The sequence below is a fragment of the Pseudomonas sp. B21-012 genome (assembly GCF_024749305.1).
Taxonomy (GTDB): Bacteria; Pseudomonadota; Gammaproteobacteria; order Pseudomonadales; family Pseudomonadaceae; genus Aquipseudomonas.
Map to the genome: position 1 here is coordinate 4,743,202 of NZ_CP087197.1, position 15,427 is coordinate 4,758,628.

Below are 15,427 nucleotides of genomic sequence, written 5' to 3' on the forward strand. Positions count from 1 at the left end.
ACAGGCGCTCCGTATGTCCAGCCGCGAAAACACCGGGATGGCCCTTGGCCTTCTCGGTGTGATTATTTTCAGCCTGACCCTGCCCATGACGCGCATCGTCGTGCAGGAGCTACACCCCTTGCTCAACGGCCTGGGGCGGGCCTTGCTGGCGGCGATCCCGGCTGCGGCGCTGCTGCTCTGGCGCCGGGAAAAATGGCCAACCTGGGCGCAGATCAAGGGCCTGAGCCTGGTAGCGCTGGGGGTGATCCTCGGCTTTCCGGTGTTCTCGGCCTGGGCCATGCAAAGCGTGCCGGCGTCCCACGGAGCACTGGTCAACGGCCTGCAGCCTTTATGCGTGGCGGTGTACGCCGCCTGGTTGTCCCATGAGCGGCCATCGAAAGCCTTCTGGGCCTGCGCCGCGCTGGGCAGTGCGCTGGTGCTGGCCTACGCGATGATCATGGGTGCCGGGCAGATCCAGGCCGGCGACCTGCTGATGCTCGCGGCGATTGCCGTGGGCGGCCTGGGGTATGCCGAAGGCGGCCGGCTGGCGCGGGAAATGGGCGGTTGGCAGGTGATCTGCTGGGCGCTGGTGCTGTCGGCGCCGCTGTTGCTCGGGCCGGTGATTTACCTGGCCTTGCAGCACCAGGGGCCGGTAAGTGCCAAGGCCTGGTGGGCGTTCGGCTATGTGTCGCTGTTCTCGCAGTTCATCGGCTTCTTTGCCTGGTACGCCGGGCTGGCCCTGGGCGGCATTGCCCGGGTAAGCCAGATCCAGCTGCTGCAGATCTTCTTCACCATCGCCTTTTCGGCGCTGTTCTTTGGCGAGCAGGTCGAGCCGATTACCTGGCTGTTTGCCGCCGGGGTGATTGCCACGGTGGTGCTGGGGCGCAAGACCCGGGTGCAGCCTGCGCCTGTGCGGGGCCTGGGCTGACGCGATCGCGGGTCAAGTCGAGGCGTCGCACCGCCGCTCCCAGAGTTGGCCTCTGTGCACCGCCTTTGTAGGAGCGGGCTTGCCCCGCGATGATTCAGGCAGGAATCAAGCCATCGGCGCGCAACAAGGTCTCCAGGCAATGCTCCTTGACCCCGTAGAAGTCCTTGAGCTGCTGGATCTTCTCCATCAATGCTGAAGCCTCAACCGGTGCCTGGCGCTTGACCGCCAGGATCATCTTGTTCTTGTTGGTGTGCTCCAGGGAAATGAACTCGAAAACCTTGGTTTCGTAACCGCAGGCTTCCAGGTACAAGGCGCGCAAGCTGTCGGTGAGCATCTCGGCCTGCTGGCCCAGGTGCAATCCGTACTGCAGCATCGGCTTGAGCAAGCCTGGGCTGTGCAGTTGCGGGCGGATCTGCTTGTGGCAGCACGGCGAGCACATGATGATCGCCGCGCCGCAACGAATGCCGGTATGAATCGCGTAATCGGTGGCGATATCGCAGGCATGCAAGGCGATCATCACCTCGATGGCGCTGGGCACCACACTGCGCACGTCACCGCATTCGAACACCAGGCCCGGGTGCTCCAGGCGCGAGGCCGCGGCGTTGCACAGCTCGACCATGTCCGCGCGCAGTTCGACGCCGGTAACCTGCGCCTCGCGCTGCAGGGTATTGCGCAGGTAATCGTGGATGGCGAAAGTCAGGTAGCCCTTGCCCGAGCCGAAGTCGGCCACCCGCAGCGTCTGGTCGGCGGCCAGCGGCGCCGAATTCAGGGCATGGGAAAACACTTCGATGAACTTGTTGATCTGCTTCCACTTGCGCGACATCGCCGGGATCAGCGCCTGCTGCTTGTCGGTCACGCCCAGGTCGTGCAAGAACGGCCGGCTCAGCTCCAGGTAGCGCTTTTTCTCCCGGTCATGCTCCCCGGCCGGCGCCTGGCGCGCCTGCTGCACGGCGCTGCGATGGAGCATCGGCTTGCCCTTCTTGCTGAATTCCAGCTGCGCTTCGTCGCTGAGGCTGAGCAGATGGGCGTTGCGAAACGACGCCGGCAGCAGCTCATCGACCAGCGCCAGGGCTTCATCGTTGCCCAGGTTGCGGGTGATGTCGCGGGTCTTGTAACGGTAGACAAACGACACGCAAGCCTGGCCCTTGACCGTCAGCGGCTTGGCGATGATGCGCTGCAGGGTTTCTTCGTTGCCGACATGGCGCGCCAGCACCAGCTTGATCAGGGCGTTCTGTTCCAGGCTGGTGGCGAGCAGGCTCAGAAACTGCGCACGCGCATCCGGCGCGGCCTGGGCGGTGGGGGAATCGGACATCGGGAAAGGCTGCCTCGGGTTGCGGAGGGGGCGCAGGGATGCGCAGTGCCGGGAATTTTACGTGGATGCGCTTTCCCTGCACAGCTTTTGTCGACCGATGTCGCCGCGGCTAACCGAGCACCACCAGGCGGTTGGGCAGCTCGTTGCGCTCGTGAGTCTGCGGCACATGGGTGCGCAGCAGCTCGCCGCAGGCCTCGATGCAACTGACGAACCCCTGCAGTGTCTGGCCCTGGCGCACCTGTGCGGTAAAGCGCTTGACGATCGCGTCCCAGACCTTGTTGTCCAGGTGCCGGGAGATGCCTTCATCGACGAGGATCTCGACATAGCGCTCGGCCTCGCTGACAAAGATCAGCATGCCGGTGCCACCCACGGTGTGGTGCAAGTTCTGCTCGAGAAACTGCCGGCGGGCCAGGTTCGCCGCGCGCCAGTGGCGCACCGAGCGCGGAATCAGGCGGGTGGTCAGCGACGGGATGCGAAACAGCAGGCACAAGGCAATAAAGGTCAGCCACTGCACGATCAGCAAACTGTGCACGCTCATCCAGCCGCTGAGGTAATGGACGACGCCCGGCACCACCAGAGCCAGCAGGCTGGCCCACAGCAAGGGGATATAGGCATAGTCGTCGGCGCGGCTGGCCAGCACCGTGACCAGTTCGGCATCAGTATGCCGCTCGACCCGGGCAATGGCTTCAGCGACCTGGCGCTGTTGTTGTTCAGTGAGCAAAGTCATGGGCTGCGCTACTCGTTGTTGTTCATTTACCAGCCCCCCGACGATCCACCGCCGCCGAAGCTGCCCCCGCCACCACTGAAGCCCCCTCCGCCACCGCCGCCGCCAAAACCGCCGCCGCCGTAGCCGCCGCCGAAACCGCCACCCATGCCGCCGCGCCCGCTGCCGCCAAGGCCCAGCGACTGCAGGGCGAACACCACCAGGATCAGCAGGATGAACAATCCGATGCCCCAGGCCGGCGCACCGTCCTGACCATCGTTGCCCAGCGCCCGCGAAGGCTCGGCCAAGGGGTTGCCGCCCAGCACCTGGAGTATCGCCGCCGTGCCCTGGACGATGCCCTGACTGTACTCGCCACGACGAAACGCCGGGGTGATGATGCGGTTGATGATCACCGACGACTGCGCATCGGTCAGGCGCTCTTCCAGGCCATAGCCGACTTCGATGCGCAGCTTGCGCTCCTGGGGGGCGACGATCAACAGCGCGCCGTTGTCCTTGCCTTTCTGGCCAATGCCCCAGTGACGGCCGAGCTGGTAGCCGTAGTCTTCGATGCTCTGCCCCTGCAGGTCGGCCAGGGTCACCACCACGACCTGTTCGCCGGTGCCCTGCTCATGGGCCTTGAGCATGTTGTCGAGCTGGCTGCGGCTGGCACCGTCGAGCAGGCCGGCGTTGTCCACCACCCGCCCGCTCAGCGCCGGGAAGCTGAGCTCGGCGCGCAGCGGCGTAGCGATCAGCAGCGCTAGCAGCAGCGCAAGCTTGAACAGGCGCATCAGAATTTCACTTCAGGCGCTTTTTCGGCATCGGCGCTGGTGGCCTCGAAGTTCTCGCGGATCGGCAGGTCGCTGTACATTACGCTGTGCCAGAGGCGCCCGGGAAAGGTGCGAATCTCGGTGTTGTAGCGCTGCACGGCGGCGATGAAATCCTTGCGCGCCACGGCGATGCGGTTCTCGGTGCCTTCCAGTTGCGACTGCAAGGCCAGGAAGTTCTGGTTCGACTTGAGGTCCGGGTAACGCTCGGACACCACCATCAAGCGGCTCAAAGCCCCGGTCAGCTGCGACTGCGCCTGCTGAAATTGTTGCAACTTTTGTGGATCGTCCAGCGTACTGGCATCGACCTGGATCGAGGTCGCCTTGGCCCGGGCTTCTATGACCGCGGTCAGGGTTTCCTGCTCCTGCCTGGCGTAGCCTTTGACCGTTTCGACCAGGTTGGGAATCAGGTCGGCGCGGCGCTGGTACTGGTTCTGCACCTGAGCCCAGGCGGCCTTTACCTGCTCGTCGTAGTTGGGGATGTTGTTGATCCCGCAACCGGCCAGCAGGCTGCCAAGCATCAGCAGCAGCCACAGGCGTACGCCCTTGAATTGAATTACCTGCATGTCGCTACGCTCCTTGATCGCCGTGATTCACGGGACTTGAGGCATAATCCGTCGTCGCCGCTGGATCGGGATCGCCCAATCGGCTAAAAGATGCCCCAGCAAACTACAACAATAGCCGCTTCCCCAACTTCGGCTGGGCAGTATCACCGTGAATACTGCCGCAAGCCTTGAGAACAGAATTCATGAACAAGCTGTGTTTGCTGGGTCTGGTTGTCAGCCTGGCCAGTCAATCGGCCTTTGCCGACACCTCTGCCGCCCCGCTGCAGGACAAGCAGGCGTTCATCGCCAACCTGATCAAGCAGATGACCCTGGATGAAAAGATCGGCCAGTTGCGCCTAATCAGCATCGGCCCGGAAATGCCCCGCGAGATGATCCGCAAGGAAATCGCCGCCGGCCGCATCGGTGGCACCTTCAACTCGATCACCCGCGCAGAAAACCGGCCGATGCAGGACGCCGCCGCCAAGAGCCGGCTGAAAATCCCGATGTTCTTCGCCTACGACGTGATCCACGGCCACCGCACGATCTTCCCGATCAGCCTGGGCCTGGCCGCCAGCTGGGACATGGAAGCAATCGCCAAGGTTGGCCGGGTGTCCGCCGCCGAGGCCGCCTCCGACGGCATCGACATGACCTTCGCACCGATGGTCGACATCGCCCGCGACCCGCGCTGGGGCCGTACCAGTGAAGGCTTCGGCGAAGACACCTACCTGGTTTCACGCATCTCCAAGGTGATGGTCGAATCCTTCCAGGGCCCGAGCCCGGCAGCGGCAACCAGCCTGATGGCCGCGGTCAAGCACTTCGCCCTGTACGGCGCGGTGGAAGGCGGGCGCGACTACAACACGGTCGACATGAGCCCGACCAAGATGTTCAACGACTACCTGCCACCCTACCGCTCCGCCATCGATGCCGGCGCCGGCGGGGTCATGGTGGCGCTGAACTCGATCAACGGCGTACCGGCGACCTCCAACACCTGGTTGATGAACGACCTGCTGCGCAAGGACTGGGGCTTCAAAGGCGTGACCGTCAGCGACCACGGGGCGATCACCGAGCTGGTGCGTCACGGTGTCGCCCGCGATGGCCGCGAAGCCGCCAAGCTGGCGATCAAGGCCGGCATCGACCTGAGCATGAACGACTCGCTGTACGGCGAAGAGCTGGCCAGCCTGCTCAAGGCCGGTGAAATCCAGCAGGCCGATATCGACAACGCCGTGCGCGAAGTGCTCGGCGCCAAGTACGACATGGGCCTGTTCGAAGATCCGTACCGACGCATCGGCAAGGCCAGTGACGACCCGGCCGACACCTATGCCGACAGCCGCCTGCACCGCGCCGAGGCCCGTGACGTCGCGCGCCGCAGCCTGGTCTTGCTGGAAAACCGCCAGCAGACCCTGCCGCTGGCAAAAGCCGGCACCATCGCCCTGGTCGGCCCGCTGGCCGATGCCCCGATCGACATGATGGGCAGCTGGGCCGCCGCCGGCCGCCCGCAGCAATCGATCACTGTGCGCGAAGGCATGCGCCAGGCGCTCGGTGACAAGGCCAAGGTGATCTACGCCAAAGGCTCCAACGTCACCCACGACAAGGCCATCCTCGACTACCTGAACTTCCTCAACTTCGATGCCCCGGAAATCATCGACGACCCGCGCCCTGCCGCGGTGCTGATCGATGAAGCGGTCAAGGCTGCCAGGCAGTCCGACGTGGTGGTGGCGGTGGTGGGCGAGTCCCGTGGCATGTCCCACGAATCGTCCAGCCGCACCACCCTGGAAATCCCCGCCGCCCAGCGCGAGCTGATCAAGGCCCTGAAAGCCACCGGCAAACCGCTGGTGCTGGTGCTGATGAACGGCCGGCCGCTGTCGCTGGCCTGGGAACGCGAGCAGGCCGATGCGATTCTGGAAACCTGGTTCAGCGGCACCGAAGGCGGCAACGCCATTGCCGACGTGCTGTTCGGCGACTACAACCCGTCGGGCAAGCTGGCGATCACCTTCCCGCGCTCGGTCGGGCAGATCCCGATGTACTACAACCACCTGAGCATCGGACGCCCGTTCACCCCAGGCAAGCCAGGCAACTACACCTCGCAGTACTTTGAAGAGCCAAACGGCCCGCTGTACCCCTTCGGCTACGGCCTGAGCTACAGCGACTTCAGCCTGGCGAACCTGACGCTGTCGAGCAAGACGGTCAAACAGGGCCAGGACCTGGAAGCCAGCATCGTGGTCAAGAACACCGGCAAGCGTGATGGCGAAACCGTGGTGCAGCTGTACCTGCAGGACGTCACCGCGTCCATGAGCCGCCCGGTCAAGGAGCTGAAGAACTTCCAGAAAGTCATGCTCAAGGCTGGCGAAGAACGCACCCTGCGCTTCACCATCAAAGCCGACGACCTGAAGTTCTACAACGGCCAGCTGCAATGGGCGGCGGAACCGGGCGAGTTCCGGGTCCAGGTCGGCCTCGATTCGCAGGCCGTGCAACAACAGAGCTTCGAGCTGCTGTAACAACGTTGCCATGCTTCAAGGGAAGGCCAGGAGGCCTTCCCCACTGCCGGGACTTGCACCATGCCTTCTTCCTTTCGCGCCCTGCGTCTGGGCCTGATTCTGTTCTTCATCCTTGCCGGTACCCTGCTGACCGCAGGCTGGGCCATGCACCATGCCAAGCGCCAGTCGATGGTCGAGGATGCCCGCCGGGCCAATGAGCAACTGGGGCTGTATGCCACGTCGCTGCACACCCTGATCGAGCGCTACCGCGCCTTGCCCGCCGTGCTGGCACTCGACCCGGAACTGATCAGCGCCTTGCGCGGGCCAGTCGCAGGCCCGGTGCAGGACGCCCTGAACCGCAAACTGGAACGCATCAACGGCGCGGCCAATTCCTCGACCCTGGAGCTGCTCGACCGCACCGGCCTGGCCGTGGCCGCCAGCAACTGGCGCCTGCCCAGCACCTATGTCGGCTCCAACTATGGCTTTCGCCCGTACTTCAAGCAGACCCGCAGCCAGGGCAGCGGCCGCTTCTACGCGGTGGGCGTGACCAGCGGCGTGCCGGGGTATTTTTTGTCCAGTGCCGTGCATGATGAAAACAGCCGCTTCCTCGGCGCCATGGTGGTCAAGCTGGAGTTCCCCGAGCTTGAGCGCGAATGGCGCCAGGGCAGCGATATCCTCCTGGTCAGCGACGCCCGCGGGATCATCTTCATCGCCAACCAGGACGGCTGGCGCTACCGCGAACTGCAACCATTAAGCAGCGCCGACCGCGCGGAACTGGCCGCTACCCGCCAGTACGACAAGCAACCGCTGGTGCCATTGCAGCACCATATCCTCAGCAGCTTCGACGCCAACAGCCACCTGATGCGCGTGCAGGGCCCCGAGGGCAGCACCGATTACCTGTGGGAAAGCCTGCCGCTGGAGGCCGAAGGCTGGACCCTGCACCTGCTGCGCAAGCCGCAGGTCAGCGATGACGGGCGCAACGCCGCGCTGGCCGCCGCTGCCGTGTGGCTAAGCCTGGTGTTCGCCCTGTTGTTCATCAGCCAACGCCTGCGCCTGGCGCGCTTGCGCCAGCGCAGTCGCGAAGAGCTCGAACGCCTGGTCGAGGCCCGCACCCGCGACCTGCGCACCGCCCAGGAAGGCCTGGTGCAATCGGCCAAACTGGCGGCGCTGGGGCAGATGTCGGCGGCCCTGGCCCACGAAATCAACCAACCCTTGACCACCCAGCGCATGCAACTGGCAACCCTGCGCCTGCTGCTCGACAACCAGCGCCTGGACGAAGCGCGCCAGGCCCTGGAGCCGCTGGAGCAGATGCTGACGCGCATGGCGGCGCTCACCGGGCACCTGAAGACCTTCGCCCGCAACAGCCCCAGCGGCCTGCGCGAACGCCTGGACCTGGCCACTGTGGTCGACCAGGCGCTGCAGTTGCTCGATGCGCGGATCCGCGCCGAAGACGTCAGCGTCGCCCTGTACCTGGCCCGCCCGGCCTGGGTGCGCGGCGATGCGATCCGCCTTGAGCAGGTGCTGATCAACCTGCTGCGCAACGCCCTGGATGCCATGGCCGAAAAGAGCTACAAACGCCTTGAGGTGCGCATCGATGCCGAGCAGGAGCACTGGCGCCTGAGCGTGCTCGACAGCGGTGGCGGTATCCCCGCCGAACACCTGGGCAGTGTCTTCGACCCGTTCTTCACCACCAAGCCGGTGGGCGAAGGATTGGGCCTGGGCCTGGCGATTTCCTATGGCATCATTCACGAAGCCGGTGGCCGCCTGCAGGTTGAAAACCAGCCCGGCGGCGCCCGTTTCAGCCTGACCCTGCCTATGGACCCGGAACCTGCATGTTGAACTCAGTAATGGTCGTCGACGATGAAGCCAGCATCCGCACCGCCGTAGAGCAGTGGCTGAGCCTGTCGGGCTTCAACGTGCAACTGTTCAGCCGCGCCGAAGACTGCCTTGAGCAACTGCCCGGGCACTTCCCCGGGGTGATCCTCAGTGACGTGCGCATGCCCGGTATGGACGGCCTGCAGTTGCTTGAACAGCTGCAGGCCAGCGATGCCGACCTGCCGGTGATTCTGCTCACCGGGCATGGCGATGTGCCGATGGCGGTCGAGGCCATGCGCAACGGCGCCTACGACTTTCTGGAAAAACCCTTCAGCCCCGAAGCCCTGCTCGGCAGCCTGCGCCGCGCCCTGGAAAAACGCCAGCTGGTGCTGGAGAACCGCCGCCTGCATGAGCAGGCCGATTTCAAGGTGCGCCTGGAGGCGAACCTGCTGGGTGTGTCCCAGGGCATGCAGCAGTTGCGCAAGCAGGTGCTGGACCTCGCCAGCCTGCCGGTCAATGTGCTGATTCGCGGCGAAACCGGCAGCGGCAAGGAGCAGGTCGCACGCTGCCTGCACGACTTCGGCCCGCGCGCCGGCAAGCCTTTCGTTGCCCTCAACTGCGCGGCAATCCCCGAGCAGCTGTTCGAAGCCGAGCTGTTCGGCCATGAAAGCGGCGCCTTCACCGGCGCCCAGGGCAAGCGCATCGGCAAGCTTGAATACGCCAACGGCGGCACGGTGTTCCTCGACGAAATCGAAAGCATGCCGCTGGCCCAGCAGGCCAAGCTGCTGCGCGTGCTGCAGGAGCAGAAGCTCGAACGCCTGGGCGCCAACCAGAGCATCAGCGTCGACCTGCGGATCATCGCCGCAACCAAGCCCGACCTGCTCGAAGAGGCCCGCGCCGGACGCTTTCGCGAAGACCTCGCGTACCGCCTGAACGTCGCCGAATTGCGCCTGGCGCCGTTGCGCGAGCGCCGTGAAGACATTCCGCTGCTGTTCAACCACTTCGCCCGCCTGGCCGCCGAGCGCGTTGACCGCAGTGCGCCGCTACTCAGTGGGGCGCACCTGGGCAAGCTGCTGGGGCACGACTGGCCGGGCAACGTCCGTGAACTGGCCAACGCCGCCGAACGCCATGCCCTGGGGCTGGGCGAACCGACAGCGGCGCCCCTCGAAGCCGGGCAGTCGCTGGCCGCCCAGCAGGAGGCCTTCGAGGCCCAGTGCCTGCGCGCCGCCTTGAGCCGGCACAAGGGCGAGATCAAGGCGGTCATGGAAGAGCTGCAACTGCCGCGGCGCACCCTCAACGAGAAGATGCAACGCCACGGCCTGTTGCGTGAAGATTTTCTCGGCCCTGCTTGATCGAAACGCCGATCAACATAAGCGGATTTTCGCCGATCCACCCGTTTGAATAGGCGGATTTCCGCTCACCACATCCATACAACCCTTCTAGACCGGGCTTCCAGCACCTGGCACAGCTTCTGCTATAGCCCTGGCAGGCTGCGTTTCGGCGCGCTCCACAAAAACAACTATGAAGGTCCCTTCGATGGATAACTCCACCACCCTGCCCGCCGGGGCGGCCGTTGCGCCCGCCGCGGAAAAAACCACCCGAAGCCGACTCAAGTCGATTTTCAGCGGTTCGATCGGCAACATGGTCGAATGGTACGACTGGTACGTTTACGCCGCGTTTTCCCTGTACTTCGCCAAAGCCTTCTTCCCTGCTGGCGACACCACTGCCCAGTTGCTCAACACCGCTGCGATCTTCGCCGTGGGCTTTTTGATGCGCCCGATCGGCGGCTGGCTGATGGGTATCTACGCCGACCGCAAGGGCCGCAAGGCCGCACTGATGGCCTCGGTACTGCTGATGTGCGCAGGCTCGCTGGTCATTGCCCTGACCCCGGGTTATGAAACCATCGGCGTCGCCGCACCGGTACTGCTGGTCATCGCCCGCCTGATGCAAGGCCTGTCGGTAGGCGGTGAGTACGGCACCTCCGCCACCTACCTCAGCGAGATGGCCACCAAGGAACGCCGTGGCTTCTTCTCCAGCTTCCAGTACGTGACGCTGATCTCCGGCCAGCTCATCGCCCTGGCGGTGCTGATCATCCTGCAGCAGACCCTGACCACCGAGCAGCTGTATGCCTGGGGCTGGCGCGTACCCTTCGTGATCGGCGCACTGTGCGCGGTGGTTGCCCTGTACCTGCGTCGCGGCATGGAAGAAACCGCCTCCTTCACCAAGAAGGAAAAGTCCAAGGAAAGCCTGATGCGCACCCTGATGCGCCATCCGAAAGAGCTGGCTACCGTGGTCGGCCTGACCATGGGCGGCACCCTGGCCTTCTACACCTACACCACCTACATGCAGAAGTACCTGGTGAACACGGTGGGCATGAGCATCTCCGACTCGACCACCATTTCGGCGGCCACCCTGTTCCTGTTCATGTGCCTGCAGCCGGTCATCGGCAGCCTCTCCGACAAGATCGGCCGACGCCCGATCCTGATCGCCTTCGGCGTGCTCGGCACCCTGTGCACGGTCCCGATCCTGACCACTCTGCACACCATCGAAACCTGGTGGGGCGCGTTCTTCCTGATCATGGCGGCGCTGATCATCGTCAGCGGCTACACCTCGATCAACGCCGTGGTCAAAGCCGAGCTGTTCCCGACCGAAATCCGCGCCCTGGGCGTTGGCCTGCCGTACGCCCTGACCGTGTCGATCTTCGGCGGTACCGCTGAATACGTGGCGCTGTGGTTCAAGAGCATCGGCATGGAGACCGGCTACTACTGGTATGTGACTGCCTGTATCGCCTGCTCGTTGCTGGTGTATGTGTTCATGAAGGACACCCGCAAGCATTCGCGGATCACCACTGACTGACAGCCAACTTTGCGCTGTAAATGAAAAGGGGCGTCCAGCAATGGACGCCCCTTTTTTGCATGACCCGGTTCAGGACAACTCGGCCAGTGCCTGGCGCTGATTGCGATTGTTGTAGTAATAGGCCAGGCCGATCATCGCCAGCAAGATACCGCCCAATACCGCCGATGAGCCTACCGTGCCGAAGTCCAGGCCGCCCTTTTCATGGGGTTTGGTGAGGAAGTCGCCCAAAGTCGCACCAAAGGGCCGGGTCAGCACGAAGGCGATCCAGAACAACACCACGCCGGACAGCCGGGTCCAGTACCGGGCCAGCACCACCAAACCGATGGCACTGCCGATCAGCAAGGCGCCACCGGCAAAGCCCAGGCCCGAATCGTCTGCCAGGTAGTCGCCCAGCGCCGTGCCCAGGGTGTTGGAGAACAGGATCGCCACCCAGTAAAACAGCTCGCCCTTGCGCGTCTTGATGTGATTGACGTTGAGCGGATTGCCGCTCAGGCGCCAGAGGGCAAAGGTCAGCAACAGAATGCCGATCAGGATCGCCGAGCCGGTGGCGTAGCCCAGACCCAGCGTGCGGTCCATGAAGTCGGACATGGTCGTGCCGGCGGTGCTGGTGGAAAGGATTACCAGCCAGTACAGCACTGGGTGGTAGGCCCTGGAAAACAGTTGGGTGACCAGGGTGGCGAGAAACACGCTGATCAGGATCAGCGAGCTCATGGCGTAGCCCACGTTCAATGTCATTGAAAGCAGGTCGCCGGCGGTCTCGCCGAGGGTGGTGGCGCAGATCTTCATGACCCAGAAGGCCAAGGTGATCTGGGGGAGTTTATTCATCGGGTAGCGCTCCAGTGTCAGGTGCGGCAGAGACTGCGCAAGCGCCGATGAAAAATCGGTAGTGGGCTGATGAAAAAAGTGTTTTGGCCGGTTTAACGACTGATTAATCCTGGGGGGGCATTGTTCACCCATGGGAGATCGGGTTGCCTGCATCGCGGGTCAAGCCCGCTCCCACAGGTGCGCGATAAAGGCGGGACTGTCGCCAAACACATCTAGTTATTCGATTTTTATACGCTATTTTTTGCGCTTTTTAATCAATTTAATCGGCGTAGCATTAAACCCATAGAAACAAACAACCCCTCACCACCTCGGAGCAACGACCATGAAAAGCAAACTGATCCTGACCCTGGCCTTCTCGGTACTGGCTGCCAACGCATTCGCCGAAGATGGCTTCGACCGCACCAACGGCCACAACTTCAGCGCCGTGCAAAGCCAGTCGGCCACTTATGCAGAAGATGGTTTCGATCGCACCGGCGCGGCCAAATTTGCCGAAGACGGTTTCGATCGCACTGGCGGCGCCAAATTTGCCGAAGACGGTTTCGATCGCACCCAGGCCCACCGCATCAGCTAACCCCTGCTGCGACGCAGTCAGCCCGGCTTCGGCCGGGCTTAGTCATTTTCAGCAAGGCCAAGCCTTGGCACACTAGAGGCTTACTCACAGGGAAGGCCTTCGGGCCAGCGCAGATGTATTACTACGAACCGGCAAAAGGCCACGGCCTGCCCCACGATCCGTTCAATGCCATCGTCGGCCCCCGCCCGATTGGCTGGATTTCCTCCCAGGACGCCGAAGGTCGCCTGAACCTTGCGCCCTACAGCTTCTTCAACGCCTTCAACTACATTCCGCCGATCATTGGTTTTTCCAGCGTCGGGCGTAAAGACAGCCTGAACAACATCGAGCAGACCGGCGAGTTCGCCTGGAACCTGGCCACCTTGCCGCTGGCCGAGGCCATGAACCAGAGCTGCGCTGCGGTTGCGCCGCAGGTCGACGAGTTCGCCCTGAGCGGGCTGACGCCCGTCGCGTCAAAGGTGATTGCGGTGCCGCGGGTGCAAGAAAGCCCGGTGTCGTTCGAGTGCAAGGTGACCCAGATCATCCAGCTGCAAAGTGCCGACCAGACGCTGGTGCCTAGCTGGCTGGTGCTGGGTGAAGTGGTGGCGGTGCATATCGCCGAGCACCTGCTCAAGGACGGTATCTACGATACCGCTGCGGGCCAGCCGATCCTGCGTGGCGGCGGCCCGGCGGATTACTTCGAGCTGGGCAACCTGTTCAAAATGGCCCGCCCGCAGGTCAACAGCTGAGTTGCCAGACCAGCTCGGCGTCGTCATCGACGCCCTGCAGGCGTTCAAGTTCGGCGCAGGCTGCTTCATCAGCGGCCAATGCGGTCTTGAAGGTCTGCTCCAGCAAGACCTTGTGAAAGCGCGGCGCCCCAGAGGCGCCCAGGCCTTTGACGGCGATGGCGGCGTGGTAACCGTCGTCGCCGCGTACGGCTGCCGATACTGCTTCGAACTGGGAAAATTCTTTACGTGCCATGTGCCTTGAATCCACATCAATTGCCGAAAGCCGCCATTCTAACCTGCAGATGGTTCGCCGAAGGTATGCAGGTCGAGGCTGTCGACCACCCGCGCCTGTACCAACTCGCCGAACAGCTCGAGGGTCGGTGAAGCGAAGTAGCCACTCATCGATTGCTGATCGCGCCAGAAGCCGCTGAGCAGCCACAGGTCGGCGTCGGCCTGGGAGCGTTGCAGGCTGAATTTCAGGCAGCCGGGGGCCTGGCGCGAGGGTTCCAGCAGATCACGCAGGCGCTCGCCCAGTTCGTCTGAACGACCACTGCTGGCGCGGATAAAAGCAAGGTGGGTGACCGATTGTGCCGAGGTCATGAGCGTTTCTCCATGTGCAGCCAGATGAAATTGCCAGGCTGCACAGGTTAGGCCACGCGCCTGCGCGGCGGTTAGGCGATTCCTGTCGAGCGCTTGCCTGATCCTGCGCGCCTTGCAGGATCAGGCAAGCAGGCGGCAGCTTTCGACTAGCGCCGTGGCTTGCACAAACCTATCCTGCAGTCGTTCTCCGAGGAATCGCTCCCATGTCCGCTACCGACCCCAACCGCTTGATCCTCGACCCTGCCCTGGAGGGCCAGCGCCAGGAGCTGGCCGATCTCATCCAGCGCCATGCGCCACGCCAGGCTGGCGTCGAGTCGGCGGTTGAAGACCTGTTTCTGGTGCGCTACGAAGAAAGCGTGCGCTCCATGCCGGCCCTGGCGGAGCCTGCGCTGTGCATCCTGGCCCATGGCAGCAAGGAGGTGTGCCTGGGCGACGAGCGCTATATGTACGACCCGTTGCATTACATGGTGGTGTCGGTGGCACTACCGATCAGCGGCGTGCTGCTCGAGGCCAGCCCGGAAAACCCCAGCCTGGGCGTGCGCCTGAACATCGACCCGGCGCAGATCAACAACCTGCTGGCCGATGCCGGCCCGCTGGGCGTACCGAGCTTGCCGTCGGGGCGCGGGCTGTATGTGGAACGGACCGATCCGCTGTTGCTCGATGCGTTGCTGCGGCTGATTCGTTTGCTCGATTCACCCAAGGACATCCCGATCCTCGCACCGCTGATCCAGCGCGAGATTCTCTATCGGCTGCTCCGAGGCCCGCAGGGTTACCGGCTGTATGAAATTGCCATGGCCAACAGCCAGACCCACCGGGTGTGCCAGGCCATCGAATGGCTCAACCAGCACTTTGATCGGCCATTGCGCATCGACGAACTGGCGCGCGAGGTCAACCTCAGTACTTCGACCCTGCATCACCGGTTCAAGGCAGTGACGTCCATGAGCCCGCTGCAGTACCAGAAGCAGCTGCGCCTGCAGGAAGCGCGGCGGCTGATGCTCAATGACGGGCTGGAGGCGGCAGTGGCGGGTTATCGGGTGGGCTATGAAAGCCCATCGCAGTTCAGCCGCGAGTACAGCCGCTTGTATGGGGCGCCGCCGGTGCGCGACCTGGCCAGGTTGCGCAGCGCGCTCTAGATAACTATCGCGGGTCAAGTCGGATCGCCGCACCGCCGCTTGTGTCTTGAGGTTGGAATAGAATCAGAAGTGAGAGCGGTGAATGGCAAGCTGTACGCCGGTAGTGCTTAAAGCACGTGTGGGAGCAAAGCTGCCATTCACCTCTCCACTCTGGCCCG

14 protein-coding genes and 1 pseudogene are annotated in these 15,427 nt (G+C 63.6%); 8 read left to right on the forward strand and 7 right to left on the reverse strand.

The features are described from left to right. Nucleotides 1–13: 13 nt before the first annotated feature. Complete coding sequence (locus LOY37_RS21615) at nt 14–907, forward strand: DMT family transporter (protein WP_045197562.1); 894 nt, start codon at nt 14–16, stop codon at nt 905–907. 94 nt (nt 908–1,001) lie between these two features. Here the strand turns inward: LOY37_RS21615 and LOY37_RS21620 are convergent, their stop codons facing one another. The 4 genes from LOY37_RS21620 to LOY37_RS21635 all read right to left on the reverse strand — a co-directional run bounded on the left by LOY37_RS21620 (nt 1,002) and on the right by LOY37_RS21635 (nt 4,312). Then, entirely contained in the window at nt 1,002–2,219 is a 1,218-nt protein-coding gene (locus LOY37_RS21620) for an SAM-dependent methyltransferase (protein ID WP_258715689.1), read from the reverse strand. A gap of 109 nt (nt 2,220–2,328) precedes the next feature. Then, a complete protein-coding gene (locus LOY37_RS21625; protein WP_093379990.1) occupies nt 2,329–2,946 on the reverse strand; it encodes a TPM domain-containing protein in 618 nt (205 codons plus the stop codon). A gap of 26 nt (nt 2,947–2,972) precedes the next feature. Beyond that, nucleotides 2,973–3,710, reverse strand: a complete 738-nt coding sequence (locus LOY37_RS21630) for a YgcG family protein (RefSeq protein ID WP_093379987.1) — start codon at nt 3,708–3,710, stop codon at nt 2,973–2,975. Continuing rightward, nucleotides 3,710–4,312, reverse strand: coding sequence for a LemA family protein (locus tag LOY37_RS21635; RefSeq protein WP_045197554.1), 603 nt, complete (start codon nt 4,310–4,312; stop codon nt 3,710–3,712). The genes LOY37_RS21630 and LOY37_RS21635 overlap by 1 nt, the downstream gene beginning before the upstream one ends. 182 nt (nt 4,313–4,494) lie before the next feature. Here LOY37_RS21635 and bglX point away from each other — a divergent pair, with 182 nt between their 5' ends. From bglX to LOY37_RS21655, 4 genes are all read left to right on the forward strand, one after another. After that, nucleotides 4,495–6,786 carry a beta-glucosidase BglX gene (bglX, locus tag LOY37_RS21640; RefSeq protein WP_258715690.1) on the forward strand — a complete coding sequence of 764 codons (2,292 nt, stop codon included), beginning with the start codon at nt 4,495–4,497 and terminating at the stop codon, nt 6,784–6,786. A 60-nt stretch (nt 6,787–6,846) separates the two neighbouring features. After that, nucleotides 6,847–8,604 carry an ATP-binding protein gene (locus tag LOY37_RS21645; protein ID WP_093379981.1) on the forward strand — a complete coding sequence of 586 codons (1,758 nt, stop codon included), beginning with the start codon at nt 6,847–6,849 and terminating at the stop codon, nt 8,602–8,604. Then, nucleotides 8,598–9,932, forward strand: a complete 1,335-nt coding sequence (locus LOY37_RS21650) for a sigma-54 dependent transcriptional regulator (RefSeq protein WP_258715691.1) — start codon at nt 8,598–8,600, stop codon at nt 9,930–9,932. The genes LOY37_RS21645 and LOY37_RS21650 overlap by 7 nt, the downstream gene beginning before the upstream one ends. A gap of 184 nt (nt 9,933–10,116) precedes the next feature. Then, complete coding sequence (locus LOY37_RS21655; RefSeq protein ID WP_045197546.1) at nt 10,117–11,436, forward strand: MFS transporter; 1,320 nt, start codon at nt 10,117–10,119, stop codon at nt 11,434–11,436. Between the two features lie 69 nt (nt 11,437–11,505). Here LOY37_RS21655 and LOY37_RS21660 read toward each other — a convergent pair whose 3' ends face one another. Then, complete coding sequence (locus LOY37_RS21660; protein ID WP_045197544.1) at nt 11,506–12,261, reverse strand: membrane protein; 756 nt, start codon at nt 12,259–12,261, stop codon at nt 11,506–11,508. A gap of 322 nt (nt 12,262–12,583) precedes the next feature. Between LOY37_RS21660 and LOY37_RS21665 the strand changes: the two are divergent. Together LOY37_RS21665 and LOY37_RS21670 are read left to right on the forward strand one after the other, a co-directional pair. Continuing rightward, nucleotides 12,584–12,829: pseudogene (locus LOY37_RS21665) on the forward strand (hypothetical protein); the annotation flags it as partial. 116 nt (nt 12,830–12,945) lie between these two features. Then, a complete protein-coding gene (locus tag LOY37_RS21670) occupies nt 12,946–13,557 on the forward strand; it encodes a flavin reductase family protein (protein ID WP_258715692.1) in 612 nt (203 codons plus the stop codon). Here LOY37_RS21670 and LOY37_RS21675 read toward each other — a convergent pair. Beyond that, entirely contained in the window at nt 13,547–13,789 is a 243-nt protein-coding gene (locus tag LOY37_RS21675) for a hypothetical protein (RefSeq protein WP_213603373.1), read from the reverse strand. The genes LOY37_RS21670 and LOY37_RS21675 overlap by 11 nt on opposite strands. A gap of 38 nt (nt 13,790–13,827) precedes the next feature. After that, nucleotides 13,828–14,136: an antibiotic biosynthesis monooxygenase family protein gene (locus tag LOY37_RS21680; RefSeq protein WP_045197535.1), complete on the reverse strand. Its 309-nt coding sequence runs from the start codon at nt 14,134–14,136 to the stop codon at nt 13,828–13,830. 203 nt (nt 14,137–14,339) lie between these two features. On the opposite strand from LOY37_RS21680, the gene LOY37_RS21685 reads away from it, so the two are divergent. Further along, nucleotides 14,340–15,269, forward strand: coding sequence for an AraC family transcriptional regulator (locus tag LOY37_RS21685; protein ID WP_258715693.1), 930 nt, complete (start codon nt 14,340–14,342; stop codon nt 15,267–15,269). The last annotated feature ends 158 nt before the right edge of the window (nt 15,270–15,427 follow it).